At 62.1% G+C, this 20560-nt stretch carries 11 protein-coding genes; 3 read left to right on the forward strand and 8 right to left on the reverse strand.

The features are described 5' to 3' along the window. Positions 1-105 precede the first annotated feature (105 nt). From AC07VV_RS03780 to glgB, 3 genes are all read left to right on the forward strand, one after another. Positions 106-2103, forward strand: coding sequence for an alpha-1,4-glucan--maltose-1-phosphate maltosyltransferase (locus tag AC07VV_RS03780; protein WP_495035348.1), 1998 nt, complete (start codon positions 106-108; stop codon positions 2101-2103). A 157-nt stretch (positions 2104-2260) separates the two neighbouring features. Then, positions 2261-5602: a maltose alpha-D-glucosyltransferase gene (gene treS, locus AC07VV_RS03785; RefSeq protein WP_495035349.1), complete on the forward strand. Its 3342-nt coding sequence runs from the start codon at positions 2261-2263 to the stop codon at positions 5600-5602. 2 nt (positions 5603-5604) lie between these two features. Beyond that, the gene (glgB, locus tag AC07VV_RS03790) at positions 5605-7836 is read left to right on the forward strand and encodes a 1,4-alpha-glucan branching protein GlgB (RefSeq protein ID WP_495035350.1); all 2232 of its coding nucleotides are present in this window, start codon (positions 5605-5607) and stop codon (positions 7834-7836) included. Between the two features lie 54 nt (positions 7837-7890). Here the strand turns inward: glgB and AC07VV_RS03795 are convergent, their stop codons facing one another. From AC07VV_RS03795 to treZ, 8 genes are all read right to left on the reverse strand, one after another. Further along, the gene (locus AC07VV_RS03795; protein WP_495035351.1) at positions 7891-8961 is read right to left on the reverse strand and encodes an autotransporter domain-containing protein; all 1071 of its coding nucleotides are present in this window, start codon (positions 8959-8961) and stop codon (positions 7891-7893) included. Positions 8962-9392: 431 nt separating this feature from the next. After that, on the reverse strand, positions 9393-10190 hold the full coding sequence (locus tag AC07VV_RS03800; RefSeq protein WP_495035352.1) for an endonuclease/exonuclease/phosphatase family protein: 798 nt from the start codon (positions 10188-10190) through the stop codon (positions 9393-9395). Positions 10191-10277: 87 nt separating this feature from the next. Further along, entirely contained in the window at positions 10278-11039 is a 762-nt protein-coding gene (locus AC07VV_RS03805) for a PIG-L deacetylase family protein (RefSeq protein ID WP_096820270.1), read from the reverse strand. Between the two features lie 251 nt (positions 11040-11290). Next, positions 11291-13450 carry a glycogen debranching protein GlgX gene (gene glgX / locus AC07VV_RS03810; RefSeq protein WP_495035353.1) on the reverse strand — a complete coding sequence of 720 codons (2160 nt, stop codon included), beginning with the start codon at positions 13448-13450 and terminating at the stop codon, positions 11291-11293. Positions 13451-13553: 103 nt separating this feature from the next. Beyond that, entirely contained in the window at positions 13554-13874 is a 321-nt protein-coding gene (locus AC07VV_RS03815; RefSeq protein WP_495035354.1) for a DUF2934 domain-containing protein, read from the reverse strand. 29 nt (positions 13875-13903) lie between these two features. Beyond that, positions 13904-16678, reverse strand: coding sequence for a malto-oligosyltrehalose synthase (locus AC07VV_RS03820; RefSeq protein WP_495035355.1), 2775 nt, complete (start codon positions 16676-16678; stop codon positions 13904-13906). Next, positions 16675-18753: a 4-alpha-glucanotransferase gene (gene malQ, locus AC07VV_RS03825; RefSeq protein WP_495035356.1), complete on the reverse strand. Its 2079-nt coding sequence runs from the start codon at positions 18751-18753 to the stop codon at positions 16675-16677. Before malQ ends, AC07VV_RS03820 begins: the two co-directional genes overlap by 4 nt. Continuing rightward, positions 18750-20552 carry a malto-oligosyltrehalose trehalohydrolase gene (gene treZ / locus AC07VV_RS03830; RefSeq protein WP_495035357.1) on the reverse strand — a complete coding sequence of 601 codons (1803 nt, stop codon included), beginning with the start codon at positions 20550-20552 and terminating at the stop codon, positions 18750-18752. Before treZ ends, malQ begins: the two co-directional genes overlap by 4 nt. Between the last annotated feature and the right edge of the window lie 8 nt (positions 20553-20560).

Here is a 20560-nt window from a genome sequence, read left to right on the forward strand (position 1 = left end):
CGAGGGTCGCTCGGAACCTGAGAGAGTTCATCGTCGGGCGCAGGCCCGGCCGTGATCGCCAAACAGGCAAACGAGCGTCCTTGGGGCGTTAAGGAGAGATGCTCAATGACTGCTGAAAAACCCTCCGAACAGAGCTACAACCCGCACATTCCGCTGTCGCAGGCGTTGCTGCTGCCACGCATCGTCATTGAAAACACCCGGCCATCGCTGGATGGCGGGCAGTTTGCCGTCAAGGCGGTGGTCGGGCGCGAAATCGTGGTCACCAGCAAGATCTTCGCTGATGGCCACGACAAACTGGCGGTACGTATCCGCTGGCGCGAAGAGGGCGAGGAAGTCTGGCAAAGCGAAGTCATGGCCGATCAGGGCAATAACGGCTGGGAAGGCCGGTTCCGGCCCCAGCGCATGGGCCGTTATCTGTACCTGATCGAAGCGTGGATCGATCAGTTCGCCAGTTTTCAGTACGAACTGGAGAAGAAGCACACTGCCGCCGTCCCGGTGAGCCTGGAGTTGCAAGAGGGCCGCACGATGGTGCAACAGGCAGCCGAGCGCAGCGAAGGCCCGCTCAGTGAGCGGCTGGCGGCGCTGCACCACGAATTGTCCGGGCTGCTCGAAACCGAGCAGGTGGCGCTGTTTCTGCACCCGCAGAGTGCGCAACTGATGGCCGAAGCCGATCACCGCCCGTATCTGAGCATCAGCGCCGAGTTTCCGTTGGACGTCGAGCGTGAACTGGCCGAATTCGCCAGTTGGTACGAGCTGTTTCCCCGCTCGATCACCGACGATCCCGCCCGCCACGGCACCTTCAATGACGTGCATTCGCGCCTGCCGATGATTCAGGACATGGGTTTCGACGTGTTGTATTTCACGCCGATTCATCCGATTGGCCGCAGCCACCGCAAGGGCCGCAACAATTCCCTGACGGCGGGGCCGGATGATCCGGGCAGCCCTTATGCGATCGGCAGCGAAGAAGGCGGGCACGAAGCGATTCACTCGCAGCTCGGCACCCGTGAGGACTTCCGTCGACTGGTGGCGGCTGCCGCTGATCATGGTCTGGAAATCGCCCTCGATTTTGCGATCCAGTGTTCCCAGGATCACCCGTGGCTCAAGCAGCATCCGGGCTGGTTCAACTGGCGGCCGGACGGCACGATCAAATACGCGGAAAACCCGCCGAAGAAATACCAGGACATCGTCAACGTCGACTTTTATGCCCCGGAAGCGATTCCGAGCCTGTGGGTCGAGTTGCGTGACATAGTCGTCGGTTGGGTCGAGGAGGGCGTGAAGATCTTTCGCGTCGACAACCCGCACACCAAACCGCTGCCGTTCTGGCAATGGCTGATCGCCGATGTGCGCACGCTGTACCCCGAAGTGATCTTCCTCGCCGAAGCGTTCACCACGCCGGCGATGATGGCGCGGCTGGGCAAGGTCGGTTACACCCAGAGCTACACCTATTTCACCTGGCGCAACACCAAGGCCGAACTGGCGAGCTATTTCAGCGAACTCAACGAATCGCCGTGGCGCGAGTGCTACCGGCCGAATTTCTTCGTCAATACACCGGACATCAACCCGGCGTTCCTGCATGAGTCGGGGCGTCCCGGGTTTCTCATCCGTGCGGCGCTGGCGACCATGGGCTCGGGCCTGTGGGGCATGTATTCGGGGTTCGAACTGTGCGAGTCGGCGCCGGTGCCGGGCAAGGAGGAGTACCTCGATTCCGAGAAGTACGAAATCCGCGTCCGCGACTTCAATGCGCCCGACAACATCATCGCCGAGATCGCCCAGCTCAATCGCATCCGACGGCAGAACCCGGCGCTGCACAGCCATCTGGGCCTGAAGATCTACAACGCCTGGAACGACAACATTCTGTACTTCGGCAAGCGCAGCGCCGATGGCAGCAATTTCATTCTGGTGGCCGTCAGCCTCGATCCGCACCACGCGCAGGAGGCCAATTTCGAATTGCCACTGTGGGAGATGGGCCTGCCGGACGACGCCACCACCCACGGCGAAGACCTGATGAACGGCCATCGCTGGGACTGGCACGGCAAGTACCAGTTCATGCGGATCGACCCGGCTTATCAGCCGTTCGGGATCTGGCGGATCACCGCCCCTTGACCTGATCGTTCCCACGCTCCGCGTGGGAATGCATCCCGGGACGCTCTGCGTCCCAGCGGCGGACGCAGAGCGTCCATGGCGGCATTCCCACGCAGAGCGTGGGAACGATCTGTCGATCTGCGCGGGTCGCCCTTATTGCATTTAACAGGAGTTTCACATGGCGAAGAAACCCAAGTCAGCCACCTTCATCAAGGACCCGCTCTGGTACAAGGACGCGGTCATCTATCAAGTCCACGTCAAATCCTTTTTCGACTCCAACAACGACGGGATCGGCGATTTTCCCGGGCTGATCGCCAAACTCGATTACATCGCCGACCTCGGCGTCAACACCATCTGGCTGCTGCCGTTCTACCCGTCGCCACGGCGCGATGACGGTTACGACATCGCCGAATACCGTGGCGTGCACAGCGATTACGGGACGATGGCAGACGCCAAGCGCTTCATTGCCGAGGCGCACAAGCGTGGTTTGCGAGTGATCACCGAGCTGGTCATCAACCACACCTCGGATCAGCACCCATGGTTTCAACGTGCGCGCAAAGCCAAGCCCGGCTCGGCGGCTCGCGACTTTTATGTGTGGTCGGATGACGACCAGAAATACGACGGCACCCGGATCATTTTTCTCGACACCGAAAAGTCCAACTGGACCTGGGATCCGGTGGCCGGGCAGTACTTCTGGCACCGTTTCTATTCGCACCAGCCGGACCTGAATTTCGACAACCCGCAAGTCATGAAAGCCGTGCTGTCGGTGATGCGTTACTGGCTGGACATGGGCATCGACGGCCTGCGTCTGGATGCCATTCCGTACCTGATCGAGCGCGACGGCACCAACAACGAAAACCTCCCGGAGACCCACGACGTCCTCAAGCAGATTCGCGCCGAAATCGACGCCAACTACCCTGACCGAATGCTGCTGGCCGAGGCCAACCAATGGCCGGAAGACACCCAGCTGTACTTCGGTGACACCGACGCCGAGGGCGTCAATGGCGACGAATGCCACATGGCGTTCCACTTCCCGCTGATGCCGCGCATGTACATGGCGCTGGCCCAGGAGGATCGCTTCCCGATCACCGACATTCTGCGCCAGACCCCGGAAATTCCGGCCAACTGCCAATGGGCGATCTTCCTGCGCAACCACGATGAACTGACGCTTGAGATGGTCACCGACAAGGAGCGCGACTACCTCTGGAACTACTACGCCGCTGACCGTCGCGCGCGGATCAACCTCGGTATTCGTCGGCGCCTGGCACCATTGATGGAACGCGACCGCCGCCGCATCGAGCTGCTCAACAGTCTGCTGCTGTCGATGCCCGGCACGCCGACGCTGTACTACGGCGATGAGATCGGCATGGGCGACAACATCTACCTTGGTGACCGCGACGGCGTGCGCACGCCGATGCAATGGTCGATCGACCGCAACGGCGGTTTTTCCCGGGCTGACCCGGCCAGTCTGGTGCTGCCGCCGATCATGGACCCGCAGTACGGCTATCAGTCGGTCAACGTCGAAACTCAGGCGGGTGATCCGCATTCGCTGCTGAACTGGACCCGTCGCCTGCTGACCGTGCGCAAGCAGTCCAAGGCCTTCGGTCGCGGCACCTTGAAGATGCTGTCGCCGGCCAACCGTCGTGTTCTGGCCTACACCCGCGAATACACCGGGCCGGACGGCAAGCACGAAATCATTCTGTGCGTGGCCAACGTCTCGCGCAGTGCCCAAGCCGTAGAGCTGGACCTGTCGGCCTATGTCGGCATGGTGCCGGTGGAGATGCTCGGTGGTAACGCGTTTCCGCCCATCGGTCAGCTCAACTTTCTGCTGACTCTGGCGCCGTATGGCTTCTATTGGTTCGGCCTCGCGGCGGAAAACCAGATGCCGAGCTGGCACGTCGAGCCGGCGCAGAGCCTGCCGGACTTCACCACGCTGGTGCTGAAAAAACGCATGGAAGAATTGCTTGAGGCGCCATCCCGCGCAACGCTCGAGCAGGGCATCCTGCCGAGCTGGTTGCAGAACCGCCGCTGGTTCGCCGGCAAGGATGCGGCCATCGAGCAGGTCCGGCTGGCCTATGGCGTGCGTTTCGGCGACGCGCAGCATCCGGTGCTGCTCAGTGAAATCGAAGTCAGCAGCGGCGGCCAGACCAGCCGTTACCAACTGCCGTTCGGCTTCATTGCGGAAGATCAGGTCGGGCCGGCCTTGCCACAGCAATTGGCCCTGGCGCGGGTGCGTCGGGTTCGTCAGGTCGGGCTGATTACCGATGCGTTCAGCCTGGAAGCCTTTATTCGTGCGGTGCTGCAAGGCATGCAGGGCGGGGCGGTGCTGGAATCCAGTGACGGCGAGATCCGTTTCGAGTCCACGCCGCAACTCGACAAACTTGGCCTCGGCGCTGAGTCCGAAGTGCGTTATCTGTCTGCCGAGCAGTCCAACAGTTCGGTGGTGATCGGCAACAGTCTGGTACTTAAGCTGATCCGTAAAGTCGCTTCCGGCGTCCACCCGGAGCTGGAGATGAGCGCTTACCTGACCGCCGCCGGATTCGCCAATATCTCCCCGCTGCTCGGCTCGGTGATTCGTCGCGACGGGAAGGGCGAAGACAACCTGCTGATGATCGCCCAAGGCTACTTGAGCAATCAGGGCGACGCCTGGGAATGGACGCAGAACAACCTCGAACGGGCGTTGCGCGACGAGCTGGCGGATGCCGTGTCCGAACAGTCGCAACACTACAACGCGCTCGGCGAACTGAAGGATTTCGCCGGCATGCTGGGGCAGCGTCTGGGGGAAATGCATCAGGTGCTGGCAGCGCCGAGTGACAACAAGGACTTCGCACCACAGGTCAGCTCGGCCAAGGATGCGCAGGCGAGCGGCAAGGATGTGGGCGCTCAGTTCGAGCATGCGCTGAAGCTGCTCAAGCAGCATCAGGGCGAACTCGATTCGGCAGATCAGAAGCTTGTCGGTCGTCTACTCGACAACAAAAAAATCATCCTCGCCCATGTGCAGGAACTGGCGAAAAAATCTGCAGGTGGCTTGCGGATCCGTGTCCACGGCGATCTGCATCTGGGCCAGGTACTGGTGATCAAGGGCGATGCGTACCTGATCGATTTCGAAGGCGAGCCGGCGCGGCCACTGGCCGAACGTCGCGGCAAACACAGCCCGTACAAGGATGTCAGCGGGGTGCTGCGCTCATTCGATTACGCCGCCGCGATGACCATCAATGTGCACAACGTCGACAACAGTCCCGAGGCCGAAGCGGCGCGTCGGCGTGTAGCGGAACGCTACTTGCGTGAGGCGCGGGAAGCATTTGTCGAGGCATATCGCCGGGCGGCAGCTAGTCTTGATCATGCCTGGCAAGATCCTGAAGGTGCCGACGCCGCACTGGCGTTGTTCGGCCTGGAGAAAGCGGCCTACGAGGTGGCCTATGAAGCCGAAAATCGCCCCACCTGGCTGCCTGTGCCGTTGCACGGTTTGTATGGGTTATTGACGGGGCTTGAACCCTTTTCCGATCTTGGTGGAGAGTAGTCATGAGTTTCTCGAACAAGGAACAGGGTCACGTTAAAGAACGCTTGCTGCCCAGGGCGAAGGACATCGATGCCCTGGTGCGCGCAGAACATCAGGACCCGTTTTCCATTCTCGGGCCCCACGGCGATAGTGCCGGCGGGCAGTTCATCCGGGCGTATCTGCCCGGTGCATTAAGTGTCACGGTGCTGGACAAGGACACCGGCGAGGAGCGCGGTCCGCTGGAGGCGACCGAAACGCCGGGACTGTTCGTCGGCCATTTCGAGCATTCGCGGCCGTATCAGTTGCGCACCCGCTGGGCCGGTGGCGAACAGGTCGCGGAAGATCCCTACAGCTTCGGGCCATTGCTCGGTGAAATGGATTTGTACCTGTTCGCCGAGGGCAATCATCGCGACCTCAGCGGTTGCCTCGGCGCGCAGCTGAAAACCGTCGATGGCGTCGACGGCGTGCGGTTTGCCGTATGGGCACCGAATGCCCGGCGGGTGTCGGTGGTCGGTGACTTCAACGTCTGGGACGGGCGTCGGCATCCGATGCGTCTGCGGCATCCGTCCGGGGTCTGGGAATTGTTCATTCCGCGCCTGCAGGCGGGCGATCTGTACAAGTACGAAATCCTCGGCGCTCACGGCATCCTGCCGCTCAAGGCTGACCCGATGGCGCTGGCCACCAGCCTGCCGCCGGACACCGCGTCCAAAGTCGCCTCGCCGCTGCAGATCGACTGGCAGGATCAGCACTGGATGAACGGGCGCAGCGAACGCCAGCAGCATAATGCGCCGCTGTCGATCTATGAGCTGCATGCCGGATCCTGGCAGTGTGAACTCGACGATCTCGGTGAAGTCGCCCGCCAGTACACCTGGCCGGAGCTGGCCGAGCGACTGATTCCCTACGTCAAGGAACTGGGTTTCACCCACATCGAACTGATGCCGATCATGGAACATCCATTTGGTGGCTCCTGGGGTTACCAGTTGCTGTCGCAGTTCGCCCCGAGTGCACGTTACGGTACGCCAGACGAGTTCGCGGCGTTCATCAATGCCTGCCATCAGGCTGAAATCGGCGTGATTCTCGACTGGGTGCCGGCGCATTTTCCGACTGATACCCATGGCCTGGCGCAGTTCGACGGCACCGCGCTGTACGAATACGGCAACCCGCTGGAAGGGTTTCATCAGGACTGGGACACGCTGATCTACAACCTCGGTCGCACCGAAGTGCATGGCTACATGCTGGCTTCGGCGTTGCACTGGCTGAAGCATTTTCACGTCGACGGGCTGCGGGTCGATGCGGTGGCGTCGATGCTCTATCGCGACTATTCGCGCAAGGCCGGGGAGTGGGTGCCCAATCGCCACGGCGGTCGGGAGAATCTGGAAGCCATCGACTTCCTTCGCCATTTGAATGATGTGGTGGCGCTGGAGGCGCCGGGCGCGCTGGTGATCGCCGAGGAATCCACCGCCTGGCCTGGCGTCAGTCAAAGCACCCAACAGGGCGGCCTCGGTTTTGCCTATAAGTGGAACATGGGCTGGATGCATGATTCGCTGCATTACATCCAGCAGGATCCGGTGTACCGCGCCCATCATCACAACGAGTTGAGTTTCGGTCTGGTCTACGCCTGGTCCGAGCGGTTCATCCTGCCGATTTCCCACGACGAAGTGGTGCACGGCAAACACTCGCTGATCGACAAGATGCCCGGCGACCGCTGGCAGAAATTCGCCAACCTGCGCGCTTACCTGAGCTTCATGTGGACCCATCCAGGCAAGAAACTGCTGTTCATGGGCTGCGAGTTCGGCCAGTGGCGCGAGTGGAATCACGATCAGCAGCTGGACTGGTATCTGCTCCAGTATTCCGAGCACAAAGGCGTGCAGAAACTGGTCGGTGACCTCAACCGTTTGTACCGCGACGAGCCAGCGTTGCACGAGCAGGACGACGCGCCGCAAGGGTTTCAGTGGCTGATCGGTGACGATGCGATCAACAGCGTCTACGCCTGGCTGCGCTGGAGCAAGGACGGTTCGCCGGTGTTGGTGGTGGCCAACTTCACGCCGGTGCCGCGTCAGTCGTATCGGGTGGGTGTACCGTTTGCCGGGCGCTGGATCGAGTTGCTCAACAGTGATGCCGACACCTATGCCGGCTCCAATTACGGCAATGGTGGCGGGGCGTTCACTGAAGACGTACCCAGCCATGGTCAGGCGTTGTCGCTGGAGCTGAATCTGCCGCCACTGGCGGTGTTGATCCTCAAGCCCGAACGTTGATGAAGCACCTGCGGGAGCGAGTTGCTCGCTCCCGCAGGAAGGCTGGAATCGTCCTTACCAGCGCATCCGGATTCCCAGACTGCCGATCAACCCGTTCAGATCATTGTCATCTACGTCACTGCTGTAGTCGGCGCTGACGTACAGGCTCACCGACGGCGTGACCTTCGCCACCAGACCCAGACCCAACTCCACCGTCGATGACTTGCGGCTGCTGCTGATCTTGTCCACCTGATCGAGGGTTACCGTGTTGCCGGTGTACACCGTGTGCCACAGGTTGGTGCGCACGTAGGGCTCGACCGGCAAACCGCTCAGGTCGTAACTGCCTTTCAGCCGAGCGCCGACCCGGCCGCTCCAGGACGAAATGTCACTCGATGAAGCGTTGCCCGAGCCCGCGTAGGGCGTGTCGAGGGTGATCCGCTGATTGATCAACTGCGCCTGAGGCTCGACAACCCAGTTTTCGCTCAGGCCAATCGGGAAACCGCCCTCCACCGAGAACGTCAGCGCACTGCCTTCGGTGGCCAGGCGCGCGCCCTGTTCATTGCGGCTGAAACCACTGACCCGGCCACCGCTGGCCGACAGATCGACGTGCCAGCCTTCGGACCCGGTCAGGCTGTAGTAGGCGCCGAGGCTCTGGCCTTGCAGGTTGAGGGTGTCGGTGGTCGGATCGACGAGGGCGCGGTTGACGATCAGACCGTTGCCGTTGCCCTGGATCTGGTTCATGCCGCCGATCAACCCGATTCGTTGGGTCTGGCCGCTGCTGCCTTGCAGGGTCAGCACCGGCGGCCCTTTGAGCGCTCCGCCGCCGGGCGTCGCGAACCCGGGGTTGAGGATGTCGGTCTGTGCCTGGCGAGAGGCTTGTCCGTAGAGTTGATCCCAGGCCGAGGGGGCAAGGTCTTCGGTGATCAGGTAGTTGCCGCGCAGGTCGGGGCGCGGGCTCAAGCGTTGCGGGTCAGGGGTGATGACGGTCGCGGGCAGCGTCAGGATCGGCACGTCCTGGCGATACCAGGGCGTGGTCTCATCCGCCGCAGGACCCGCCTGCGCCTCCATGGATGAGCACAGCAAGATAGAACTTGAAACGGTGCAAAAGGTGATTTTGATCTCGTGTGGGGTGAGTGAGGTTTTCATGAAGATCTACCTTGCTAGCGCATGTGGTATCTCGCCTTGGCGTCTCTCCTACCCCGAATGAGGGGCGACCGAATGGAGCGAGGCGAACCCGCAGCCACCCGTTTTCACAAGTGTCCGAAGGCCCGCCCCGGGTAGTGTTTCCGGGGGTAGTAAGGTAGAGCTAAGAAGACCGATGTCCCTGCGTCAAGAAATTGGACGATGAGCGGTATGGCTAAATCAGAAGCTGCAAGCGTTTGTTTTTCTGCACATATCTAAGTTGTTGTTTGCAGGGGGAAACACGTCTTAAACCGCGAAACAGAGCGTTTGCTTAGCCTGCTATCGGCTTGCCAACTGATACGAACGCCCAGATTTCCTGCCAGGCCACGCAGGTCATTACTGTCAATATTGCTACTGTAGTCGGTGCTGGTGTAGACGCTCGTGGCGCGGTCGAACTACAGATGCACCTCGACCGCCAGCGGCAGGTGATCCGACAAATGCGTCCAGGGCTTGTTGCCGAGTATCTGCGGGTCATGGCTGCTGGCATTGCGCAGGTAGACCCGGTCCAGCCGCAGGAGCGGGAAGCGCGCCGGGTAGGTCTTGGCCGGCCGTCCGTGATGACGCTCGAAGGCTTCGTGCAGATAGTCGCGGCGGGAGAGGGTGAGGTTGCCCTGCATCTGCCAGTCATTGAAGTCGCCGGCGATGATCACTGGCGCGTCCTCCGGCAAGGATTCGAGCAACTGACAGAGCAGTTGCAGCTGCAATTGACGGTGGCTTTCGAGCAGGCTCAAGTGCACGCAGATCGCATGAACTTCAACGTGCCCCGGCACATCCAGCACGCAGTGCAGCAGACCGCGGCGCTCCGGGCCGGTGATCGAGACATCGAGGTTGCGGTATTCGCGGATCGGGTATTTGGACAGCAGGGCGTTGCCGTGGTGGCCGTCGGGGTAGACGGCGTTGCGGCCGTAGGCGAAATCGCTCCACATGCTGTCGGCGAGGAATTCGTACTGCGAGGTTTGCGGCCACTCGTTGTAGCGATTCGAATGCCGCTCGTGTTCACCCACCACTTCCTGAAGAAACACCAGGTCGGCGCGGGTACTGCGTACCGCTTCACGCAGCTCCGGGAGAATGAAACGCCGGTTGAGTGCGGTAAAACCCTTGTGCGTGTTGACCGTCAACACCCGCAGGCGATGGATGGTCGACGGGTTCAAGGGCTGTGCGTCGATGACGTGACGCTTGGGGTCGCTGGACACGATCGCTCCTCTGAATCATGACTGCCTTTTCATGCGACTGATCCGGACGCGGGCAGTTCACATGGAGTGACTGCCCGTGTCTGGTCCTCAATCTACGAAGACAATTTCATAAGGCAGGCGCATGCGCTCCAGAATAGCCCTGGGCAACAACGGCGCAATGCCGATGGCCGGTTCGCCGTTCAACTGGCTGGCGTAAGCGTGGGTGGCGTGGCTCTTGCGCGCGACGGTCCAGGTATCGAGGCGCAGCTTGCGCGCGCGGTGCCAGGGGATCTGTGCCTGATCGCGCTCGGGCCAGTGCCAGGCCCAGACCGGCACATCGTGGTAGCTGGCACCGGCCAGTCGTGCGGCTTTGGCACTGGCCCGGCCGACCACTTCATGATCTTCGGTGCCGTCTTCGCACCAGGTGCTGAACACCACGTCACCGGGTCGCAGGTAACGCGAGATGAACTCGGTCAATTGGGCTTCCTGTTCAAACAGGGCATTGTCGGTGAAACCGCCGCGCACCCATTTCAGGCTGTGCATCGGCAGGCCCAGGCGGCGCAAGGCTTCGACGCTTTCCTGGGGGCGGAACACGCTCAGGCGTTTCTCCGACCATTGGCGCGAGCCGGGATGGCTGGCGCTGCCGTCGGTGATCGAGAGCAGTTGCAGGGGATGGCCAAGGGAAGACAACAGTTGCAGCAAGCCGCCGCAGGTCACCACTTCGTCACCGGGGTGTGGCGCAATGACTACCGCACGAGCGCCGGGCGGTACGAGGCTATGGGTGTTGATGACGGGGATATTGTCGAGTTGCGCGGCGCTGTTCCAGATTTGCGCCGGCAGGCCGCTTTCGCTGAGAGATAACGGTTTCATGGGGCAGGACGTCCTTGTTGAGTCTGGCCTTCAGTCACCCACGGCAACGCGTGTCTGACCCGTGAAGGCTGGTTGATAACCCTGCAGCGCTCCGAACCCTGGATTGCCGCGATGCTGAGTATTGCTCAAGACGCACGGTTCGTCGCGTTGCAGATCAATCTGCTCCGGTTTTTTTTATTCAAGCTGTGCCGTAACTCTCAAGTCGTGAACGTAGACACAGCGGTGGAGGCCGCTGTGTCGGTGCCTTGCGCTCAGTCTTCTTCGTCGCGTTGCAGTTCAAACAACAGCAGCGAGCGCCCTGTAACCGAATATTGATGCCCGAAATCGAAGCGCTCCTGACCCCGGATCGACGGTTGATTGGTGTCGACCATGCAGGTCCAGAAACTGCCTTCAGGCACTTCCGGCAGCGTGAAGTTGACGATGTCGTGATGGGCGTTGACCACCAGCAGCAACGTCGCGTCGGCGCCCTTGCGGCGGATGCCGGTTTCCTGGGCGCGGCCATCGAGCAACATGCCCAGGCAGCGGTTGTGCGCATCGTGCCAGTGCTCGGTGGTCATTTCCGTGGCGTCCGGTGCCAGCCAGGTCACGTCCTTGACCCCGATGTCCTCGTTATATTCGCCCACCAGAAAACGTCCGCGCCGCAGTATCGGGTAGGTCAGGCGCAGCTTGATCAGGCGTTTGACGAATTTGAGCAGCGCCTTGCCGTCCTCGCTCAGGTCCCAGTTGACCCAACCGATCTCGCTGTCCTGGCAGTAGGCATTGTTGTTGCCGTCCTGGGTGCGGGCGAATTCGTCGCCGGCCACCAGCATCGGCGTGCCTTGGGCCAGCAACAGCGTGGCGAAGAAATTGCGCATCTGCCGGTGGCGCAGCGCGTTGATTTCGGGGTCGTCGGTTGGGCCTTCGACACCGTGGTTCCAGGACAGGTTGTTGTTGCTGCCGTCCTGGTTGTTTTCGTCGTTGGCCTCGTTGTGCTTGTCGTTGTAGGACACCAGATCGTTAAGGGTGAAACCGTCGTGAGCGGTGACGAAGTTCACCGACGAGTAAGGTCGTCGGCCGCGTTGATTGAACATCTCGCCGGAAGCGGTCATGCGGCTGGCGAAGTCGGCGAGCTGACCGTCGTCACCTTTCCAGAATGCACGCACGGTGTCGCGGAACTTGTCGTTCCATTCGACCCAGCCGGGTGGGAAGTTGCCGACCTGATAGCCACCGGGGCCACAGTCCCACGGCTCGGCGATCATTTTTACCTGGCGCAGCACCGGGTCCTGGCGGCAGGCCACGAGGAAACTGTGGCGTTCGTCGAAACCGTCGTGGTAGCGGCCAAGAATGGTCGCCAGGTCAAAGCGGAAACCATCGACGTGCATTTCGCTAGCCCAGTAACGCAACGAATCAGTGACCATTTGCAGCACGCACGGGTGACTCAGGTCCAGGGTGTTGCCGGTGCCGGAATCGTTGATATAGAAGCGCTTGTCGTCCGGCATCAGCCGATAGTACGAAGCGTTGTCGATCCCGCGCATCGACAGGGTGGGGCCTTGCTCGTTGCCCTCGGCGGTGTGGTTGTAGACCACGTCGAGAATCACTTCGAGATTGGCTTCATGCAGGTGCGCGACCATCTCCTTGAACTCGGCGATCTTGCCACTGGCCAGATAACGCGGATCCGGGGCGAAGAAAGCGATGCTGTTGTAACCCCAGTAATTGGTCATGCCTTTGTGCAGCAGATGCTGGTCGTTGACGAAGGCGTGGATCGGCAGCAGCTCGACGGTGGAGACGCCGAGTTTGCGGATGTGTTCCAGCACATCGTCGACCATCAGCCCGGCAAACGTACCGCGCACGTTATCCGGCACGGCGGGGTGGCGCATGCTGATGCCGCGCACATGGGTTTCGTAAATGATGGTCTTGTCCCACGGCACGCTGACGCGATGGTCGTTGCCCCAGGTGTGCGCCGGGTCGATGACCTTGCATTTGGGTACGAAGGGCGCGCTGTCGCGTTCGTCGAAGCTGAGGTCGGCATCCGGGTGGCCGATGGTGTAGCCGAACAGCGCTTCGGACCATTTCAACTGGCCGACCAGTTGCTTGGCGTAGGGGTCGATCAGCAATTTGTTGTGGTTGAAGCGATGGCCGTTGGCCGGGTCGTAGGGGCCGTAGACCCGGTAGCCGTAAATCAGGCCCGGGTGCGCGTCGGGCAGGTAGCCGTGGAAGATTTCGTCGGTATATTCCGGCAGTTCGATGCGTTCGAGCTCGACTTCGCCGGCATCGTCGAAAATGCACAGTTCGACGCGGGTGGCGTTGGCGGAAAACAGCGCAAAGTTCACCCCCAGACCATCCCAGGTCGCGCCGAGCGGGAAGGGCAGGCCTTCACGGATTCGCGAGGGCTCGGCGTGTGCGGCGGGCTCGGCTTTCTTTGGACGGGTCATGATTGCTCCTGCAAATCGGGGTGGGCATTTTTAAAGGACGAGTGAACCCTCGGTGGCGAGCGAACCCGCCACACGGCCATTCAGTTCAACGGTTAGAAAAGCCTCAGGCTGCCGGGGGCTTGCGGGGCGCGCGGGGCTTTTTCTCGGCGGCTTTTTCGCCCGGTGGAATCACTTTCGCGGCACTCGCCGGTTTGGCTTTGGCCGTCGTGGTTTTGGGCTTGGCCGCAGCAGGCTTGGTGTCAGAGGCTTTGGTGGCTGCCGTTTTGCCAGTCGCCGCCTTCGGCGATTTCTTCGGTGCCAAAGCTTCGGCTTCGGCCAGTTTGCGCGCCATCTCCCAGTGGCGGGCTTCATGGCCTTCGGGCTTACCTTCCGATTCCCAGATCTGATAGGCGAATTCGCGGATGCGTTTATCGTCGGTACTCATCGCAATGCTCCTGAACTGAACTCATGCTTCTAGAAGTGTTGGATAAACAGATTGACCGGGACATCCCCCAGCGCAGCGCTGACTTCCAGCTCCCTGTTTTTTGTGACTGCGGTGCTCGAAAAAAGTCCCTTCAGATTTTCGTCCGAGGCGGCGAACGGTAATTCGACCCGCGTATCGCCCCAGCGCAGCGCATCGACCTGCGGGACGGCACCGTTTTCCAGCAGTGTCGCGCAACGGATCGGCACGATGACGATTGCCCGTTGCCCCCCGTGCTCGCGGGCAAACGCGAGCACGTTGTGCGCCTGGCTGCCCAGCACCTCCAGGGCCTGGTACGAGCCGCGGCGAAACAACTCGGTGTGTTCGGCGCGCAGGTTCAACACTTGGGCGATCAATGCTTGCTTGATGCGCCCGTCGCGCCAGTTCGACAGCAGTTCCGATGCCGGTGCGGGTTTCACGGATTGCTCTCGCAAGTCGTAGTCCACCGGCCGGCGGTTGTCCGGATCCACCAGGCTGAAATCCCAGAACTCGTTGCCCTGATACAGATCCGGCACCCCCGGTACAGTCATATGCAGCAAGGTTTGCGCCAGACTGTTGAGGGCGCCGGCCGCAGCGATGCTGTTGACGCTCTTGGCCAGCGCCCCGCGCAGCAGTTCACCTTCCGGCGCCAGCAACAGCTGCTCGGTGAAGGATTGCGCGGCGTTTTCGTAGGCCTCGTTCGGCGCACTCCAGCTGCTTTGCAGCTTGGCTTCGCGCAGGGCTTTCTGCTGCCATTGCCAGATGCGTTTGGCGTAGTCGGCGAACCCGCCCTGGTCGTTGTTGTGCAGTGTCAGCGGCCAACTGCCGAGTAACGCCTGATAAAGGATCAACTCGTCAGCGGACGATGGCGCCTGATCGTCATTGCGCAGTGGCCGGGCGAGGGCGCGCCACAATTCGATCTGCTCGGCGTACCAGTGGCTGCGTTCGCTGAGCACGGCCAGACGCGCGCGGGTGTCTTCGCCGCGTTTGTGGTCGTGGGTGGCGGTGGCCAGCAGGTTGTCGGGGAATGTCGCCAGACGTTGCAGATTTGCCGCGTGAAAATCGCTGACGGGTACGCTGAACTGTTCGGTGTTGTAGCCCACGTCGTTGCGCGACAGCAGCACCGCCGAGCGGTACAGCGCGGTGTCTTCCACGGCTTTGGCGGCGGCCGGCGAGGTCAGTTGCTGAAAGCGTACGCAGGCGTGGCGCAGGATCTTGCGCGACCGCCCACGGGGTTTGCGCCGCCACGGTTGGCCGCCGAGCCAGGCGGCTACGGATTCGAGCACCGGCCAGTCGCTTTCGCTCAGTGTCTGCCGCGCACCTTCCATGGCCTGCTGGAAAAACACCTCGTCCTGCACCGAGCGACCCATTGCACTGATGTAGGTGCGATACACCGGGAAATGCACGATCAGCGCCTGCAACACCCGGCGGATCGAGCCGAGCGTGAGGTCACGGGTCATCAAGTCGTCCCGGGCCACTTGCAACAGTGCCTGGGCAACGCTTTCGCAATCGCTGGCCAATGAACCGTTGAGAATCTGCTGACGCGCCAGTCGTGCTTCTTCGATAAACGCCGCTGGGCGCTCGGTGCGCCGTTGCCACAAGTCGCCGAGCACGTGTTCACCGGCCGGGTCGTGTTGCAGCAGCGACAGCTGATTCATGAACTCGTAACCGGTGCTGCCGTCCACCGCCCAGTCGGTGCGCAGGGTTTCGCCCTCGCCGAGGATCTTCTCGACGTAGATCGGCAAGTGTCGCCCCGGTGCCAGAAAGTCGAGGCGTCGACGTAGCTTGCGGCAATAACCCCGAGGATCGGCGAGGCCGTCAATGTGGTCGATGCGCAAACCGTCGATCAGGCCTTCACCGATCAACTGGAAAATCTTGCCGTGGGTGGCCTCGAACACGGCCGGCCGTTCGACACGCAACCCGCCGAGTTCGTTGATATCGAAGAAGCGCCGCCAGTTGATATCGTCCGCCGCCGTGCGCCAACTGGCCAGACGATAGCTTTGCCGCTCCAGCAGTTGATGCAGCCGCTGGAAACCTTCATCGGTCTTTGAGTCGTAGCGCGTGAGGTTGCGCTGAATGATTTGCAGGATGTGCGGGTCGCTGGCCAGTTGCTGCAGTTCTTCCTTGAGCGGGGTCGCCAGCGAACGGGCGTCGGTCTGGTAGCTGAGGCTGCTGAAGCAATCGGCCAGCGACTTGAGTGTTTCGTTTGCCGGCTCGTCGGGTTTGAGCAGTTCGCCGTAATCGCCGGGGCAGATCGGGAAGTGGTGTTCGTAATGCTCGACATGGAACGTGCCGGACTCGGCGTTGAACACCAACGGCAGCGTGCCGTCCTGCAACGCAATGCCGTAATCGCTGCCGAGGAAGGGCAGCAGCAACTGGCCCTCCATCAACGGGTCGGGCGAGTGCCATTGAATGTCGAAGAACTCGCCATAGGGGCTGAGCCGGCCCCATTCCAGCAAATCGAGCCACCACGGATTGTCACCGCCACCGACCGCCATGTGGTTGGAGACGATGTCGAGGATCAGCCCCATGCCGTGTTCACGCAGGGCTGCGACCAGCCGGCGCAAGGCCGGTTCTCCGCCGAGTTCAGGGTTGACCCGGGTCGGGTCCACCACGTCGTAGCCGTGCATGGAACCAGCGCGGGCGGCGAGCAGCGGCGAGGCGTAAACATGGCTGATGCCGAGTCGGGCAAAGTACGCCACCAGCGGCACTGCTTGATCGAGGGTAAATCCTTTATGAAATTGCAGGCGCACCGTGGCGCGCAAGGTCAGGTTTTGCGCTGCAATCATTGGTCACGCTCGGCAGCCTGAAGGCGGGCGCAGGCGAGCAGCTCCAGACGCCGCGCGGCATCGACCCCATCAAGCAATGTTTCGCTGGTGCCCGGCAGACGCCGCGACCAGTTGGGGTGAGTGTCGATGGTGCCAGGCAGGTTGGCCTGTTCGTCCAGCCCCAGCGCATCTTCCAGTGGCAGCAGCACCAGCGGCGCGCGGGTGTGGCCGAGGAAACGGACAGCAGCGTCGACCACCTGATCGGCCTCGTGGGACTCTTCGCGAAAGTTCTGCGGGTCCTGGCTCAAGGCGCCGCGCAGGCCTTCGCGCTCGCGTTCGCGGTAACGGCGCCAGTCGATTTCGCCGTTGGCGTCGATCAGCCCGAGCCGCGCATTCCAGTCGATGTCCCGGCCATGCCACCAGCCATTGAGCGTCGGCAGATCGTGGGTGCTGGTGGTGGCCAGCGCGTTGTCCGGCCAGTCGAGGGTCGGTTTGAAATGGGTGTTGTCCTGCTCGAATAACAGCACGCGCATGCCGAGCATGGCGCGGGCGATCAGTTTTTCCCGCAGGCCATCGGGCACGGTACCGAGGTCTTCGCCCAGCACGATGGCTTGATGGCGGTGTGATTCGAGGGTCAGCAAACGCAGCAGGTCGTCCACCGGGTAATACAGATAAGCACCGTCCGCCGGGGCCGCGCCGTTGGGGATCACCCACAGCCGCTGGAGGCCCATCACATGGTCGATGCGCAGGCCACCGGCGTGGGCGAAGTTGGCGCGCAGCATGTCGATGAACGCCCGAAAACCGTTGCGCACCAGACCTTCCGGGGAGAACGCCGATATGCCCCAGCCCTGGCCGGAGCGGTTGAGGATATCCGGCGGCGCACCGACAGTCAGCGATGCCAGCAACTCGTCCTGAAAACTCCAGGCCTGACTGCCGGCGCCGTCGGCACCCACCGCCAGGTCGGCGATCAGACCGATGCCCATGCCGGCGCTGCGAGCGGCGTTTTGTGCACGCTCCAGGCAGCGGTGAATCAACCATTGGCAAAACGCGAAGTAGCCGATGCGCTCGGCGTATTCCTCGGCAAACGCGCCGAGGGCCGCGCCGCGCGGGTCGTGCCAGTGCTCCGGCCATTCGCGCCAGTCGAGATTTTCGCCCCGGGCGGCGCGCATTTCCTGAATGGCTTCGAAGCGGCAGTGGTTTTCCAGCGCTTCGCCGCCGGCATCGCGGTAACTGGAAAAATCCGCCTGCAACGGGTGCTCGCCACGGGTGAAGCCTTCGTACAGCGCCAGCAGGAGTTTTTGCTTGGCGTCGGCGGCGCTGGGCCAGTCGATCAGTTTCAGGTTTTCCAGTTGCTGGAACTGATCGTTGAGGCCGGCGGCGTCGATGGCGTCGCGCAGGGCGCGCTCGCCGAGAATGGTCCCCGGCGCGGAATACAGCGAATTGAGGAACAGACGGCTGGATGGCGAGTACGGGCTGTAGCGCCCGGTATCGGCGCTGAACATCGCGTGCAACGGGCTGATCGCCAGGGCGTCGGCACCGCGTTCACCGGCACTGCGGGCCAGTTCTTCGAGCGCCAGGGTGTCGCCGAAGCCACCGTCGCCGGGGCGGCGCAGGCTGTAAAGCTGCACGCTCAGGCCCCAGGCGCGAGGGATCGGGCTGTCCACGGCATCGCCCACGCTGTAGCAGCGCTCGGGGGCCACGGCCAGGGTGAATTGTTGACCGGCGATGTGAACTTGCTGATAGCCGACCGGGATCTCGCCGGGCAACACCGCATCGGCGTCGAGCTTGAGTGACAGCCGCGTGCCGTCCTCAAGATGAATCTCACAGGGGCTTTCGGCTTCGAAATAACGCGCCAGATCCAGACCCACGCCGACGTCGGCGGTCAGCAGGGGCGGCAGTTGGCGGTCCTGTTGCACTTGTTGCAGTTCCAGCAGGCTGGCGTCGATTTCCTGGGCTGAGCCGGCCGGGTGACCGAGCCCGGTAAGGACATTGCGCAGCACGGCCGGTGCGACTTTTTGCGGGCGACCATTGGCGTCGATCCAGTCGACCGCGAGGCCGGCTCGGCTGGCAAGAATTTCCAGTTGCGCATCGCTCATAGGCGCTCTCCATCCAGGGGTGGCAAAGGGGTTGCGGCCGTGAGGCTGACGAGCGCGCAATACGGGGCCAATTGGCCCTCCATCGTCAGGTCGGGGGCGGGTGGATGTTGCAAACGCCACACCGCATCGGCCTGTGGAGGGTTGACCACGGGCTTGTCGCTGAGGTTCAGGTCGATTCGCAGTTCACTGCCATCGCCCAGGCGCCAGCGCGCGCTGACGGCGCCACGGTCAAGCAACGTGGCACCGAGGGCCTGGGTGCCGGACAGGTTTGGAATAATGTACTGATGGCGCAGTTGCAGCAGTTGACGGTACAGCGCCAGGGTTGCCTGCTGCTTCGGCGTGCCGCTGCCGATCAGCCGGGGTTGCGAGGCGTGGAAAGTCTGCTCGGCATTGGGATCGGGAATCTGCTCGCGCTTGTGCGGATCGGTGAAGGCGCTGAACCCCGCGAATTCATTGCGCCGGCCTTCGCGCACCTGCTTCGCCAGTTCGTCATGGTGACTGGTGAAAAACAGGAACGGTTGCTCGGCGGCGTATTCATCACCCATGAACATCAGCGGAATCATCGGTGACAGCAACAACAGCACGGTCGCGGCTTCCACCGCACGCGGGTCGGCCAATTGATGCAAGCGCTCGCCAAACGCGCGGTTGCCGATCTGGTCGTGGTTCTGCAGGAACAAAATGAAAGCCGTGGACGGCAAGTGCTCGCTGGGCTCGCCCCGAGGTTCGCCGTGACGGGTAATGTGACCCTGAAACACGAAGCCCTGACTCAGACAACGCGCCAATTGCCGCGTGGGTTGCAGCGCATAGTCCGCGTAATAGGCGTCAGTTTCACCGGTGAGCAGCACGTGCAACGCGTTGTGGCCGTCGTCGTTCCACTGCGCGTCGTAGTTTTCCTCCAGCAGGCTCGATTGGTTGAGTTCGTTTTCGATGGTCAGCCAAACATGACGGGCCGGGTCGATCTGGCTGCGAACGCGTTGCGCCAGTTCAGGCAGAAAGTCGGGACTTTCGATCGCATGCACCGCATCCAGGCGCAGTCCGTCGAAACGGTATTCGAGTAGCCACATCAAGGCGTTTTCGACGAAGAAGTCCCGTACTTCGCGGCAGCGGAAATCAATGGCCGCGCCCCACGGGGTGTGTTTGTCCTCGCGAAAGAAACCCTTGGCGTAGCGATGCAGGTAATTGCCGTCGGGGCCGAAGTGGTTGTAAACCACGTCGAGAATCACCGCCAGGCCATAACCGTGGGCGCTGTCGATCAGATGTTTGAGTTGTTCCGGCGTGCCATAGGAAGCTTGCGGCGCGTAGTGCAGCACGCCGTCGTAGCCCCAGTTACGCTCGCCAGGAAACTGCGCGATCGGCATCAGCTCGATGGCGGTGATGCCCAGCCCGGCGAGGCGCGCCAGATGCTGCTCAACTTCGGCAAAACCGCCGAGGGCACCGACATGCAGCTCGTAAATCACTGCTTCGTTCCAGGGCCGCCCCTGCCACGTTGTATTCCGCCAGGCATATGCGTGCGGATCGACAACCACACTTTGGCGGTCGAGGTCGCCGTCCTGCGCCCTGGAGGCCGGGTCGGGCACCTCCAGTTCGCCGTCGATGTTGTAACGGTAGCGACTGCCGGCGGGGCAGCGGCTCTTGATCACGAACCAGCCATCCGCCTGCGGCAGCATGGGCAGAGACCGACCGTTGCCCAGCTCGACGCTGACGTAAAACGCATCCGGCGCCCACAACGCGAATTGCGTGTGGTCGGCATCCAGCATGATCGCGCCGTGGGGCCAGGTTTCAAGGGACCGTAACGGCATCGTTGAAA

The organism is Pseudomonas sp. GW821-FHT02C04 (assembly GCF_059421845.1).

Excerpts from the sequence above, each read along its gene's own strand:
- AC07VV_RS03780 (WP_495035348.1), top strand. The coding sequence starts at position 106 with ATGACTGCTGAAAAACCCTCCGAACAGAGCTACAACCCGCACATTCCG.
- glgB (WP_495035350.1), top strand. The coding sequence starts at position 5,605 with ATGAGTTTCTCGAACAAGGAACAGGGTCACGTTAAAGAACGCTTGCTG.
- AC07VV_RS03820 (WP_495035355.1), bottom strand. The coding sequence starts at position 16,678 with ATGATTGCAGCGCAAAACCTGACCTTGCGCGCCACGGTGCGCCTGCAA.
- AC07VV_RS03795 (WP_495035351.1), bottom strand. The coding sequence starts at position 8,961 with ATGAAAACCTCACTCACCCCACACGAGATCAAAATCACCTTTTGCACC.
- AC07VV_RS03805 (WP_096820270.1), bottom strand. The coding sequence starts at position 11,039 with ATGAAACCGTTATCTCTCAGCGAAAGCGGCCTGCCGGCGCAAATCTGG.
- malQ (WP_495035356.1), bottom strand. The coding sequence starts at position 18,753 with ATGAGCGATGCGCAACTGGAAATTCTTGCCAGCCGAGCCGGCCTCGCG.
- glgX (WP_495035353.1), bottom strand. The coding sequence starts at position 13,450 with ATGACCCGTCCAAAGAAAGCCGAGCCCGCCGCACACGCCGAGCCCTCG.
- AC07VV_RS03815 (WP_495035354.1), bottom strand. The coding sequence starts at position 13,874 with ATGAGTACCGACGATAAACGCATCCGCGAATTCGCCTATCAGATCTGG.
- treZ (WP_495035357.1), bottom strand. The coding sequence starts at position 20,552 with ATGCCGTTACGGTCCCTTGAAACCTGGCCCCACGGCGCGATCATGCTG.
- treS (WP_495035349.1), top strand. The coding sequence starts at position 2,261 with ATGGCGAAGAAACCCAAGTCAGCCACCTTCATCAAGGACCCGCTCTGG.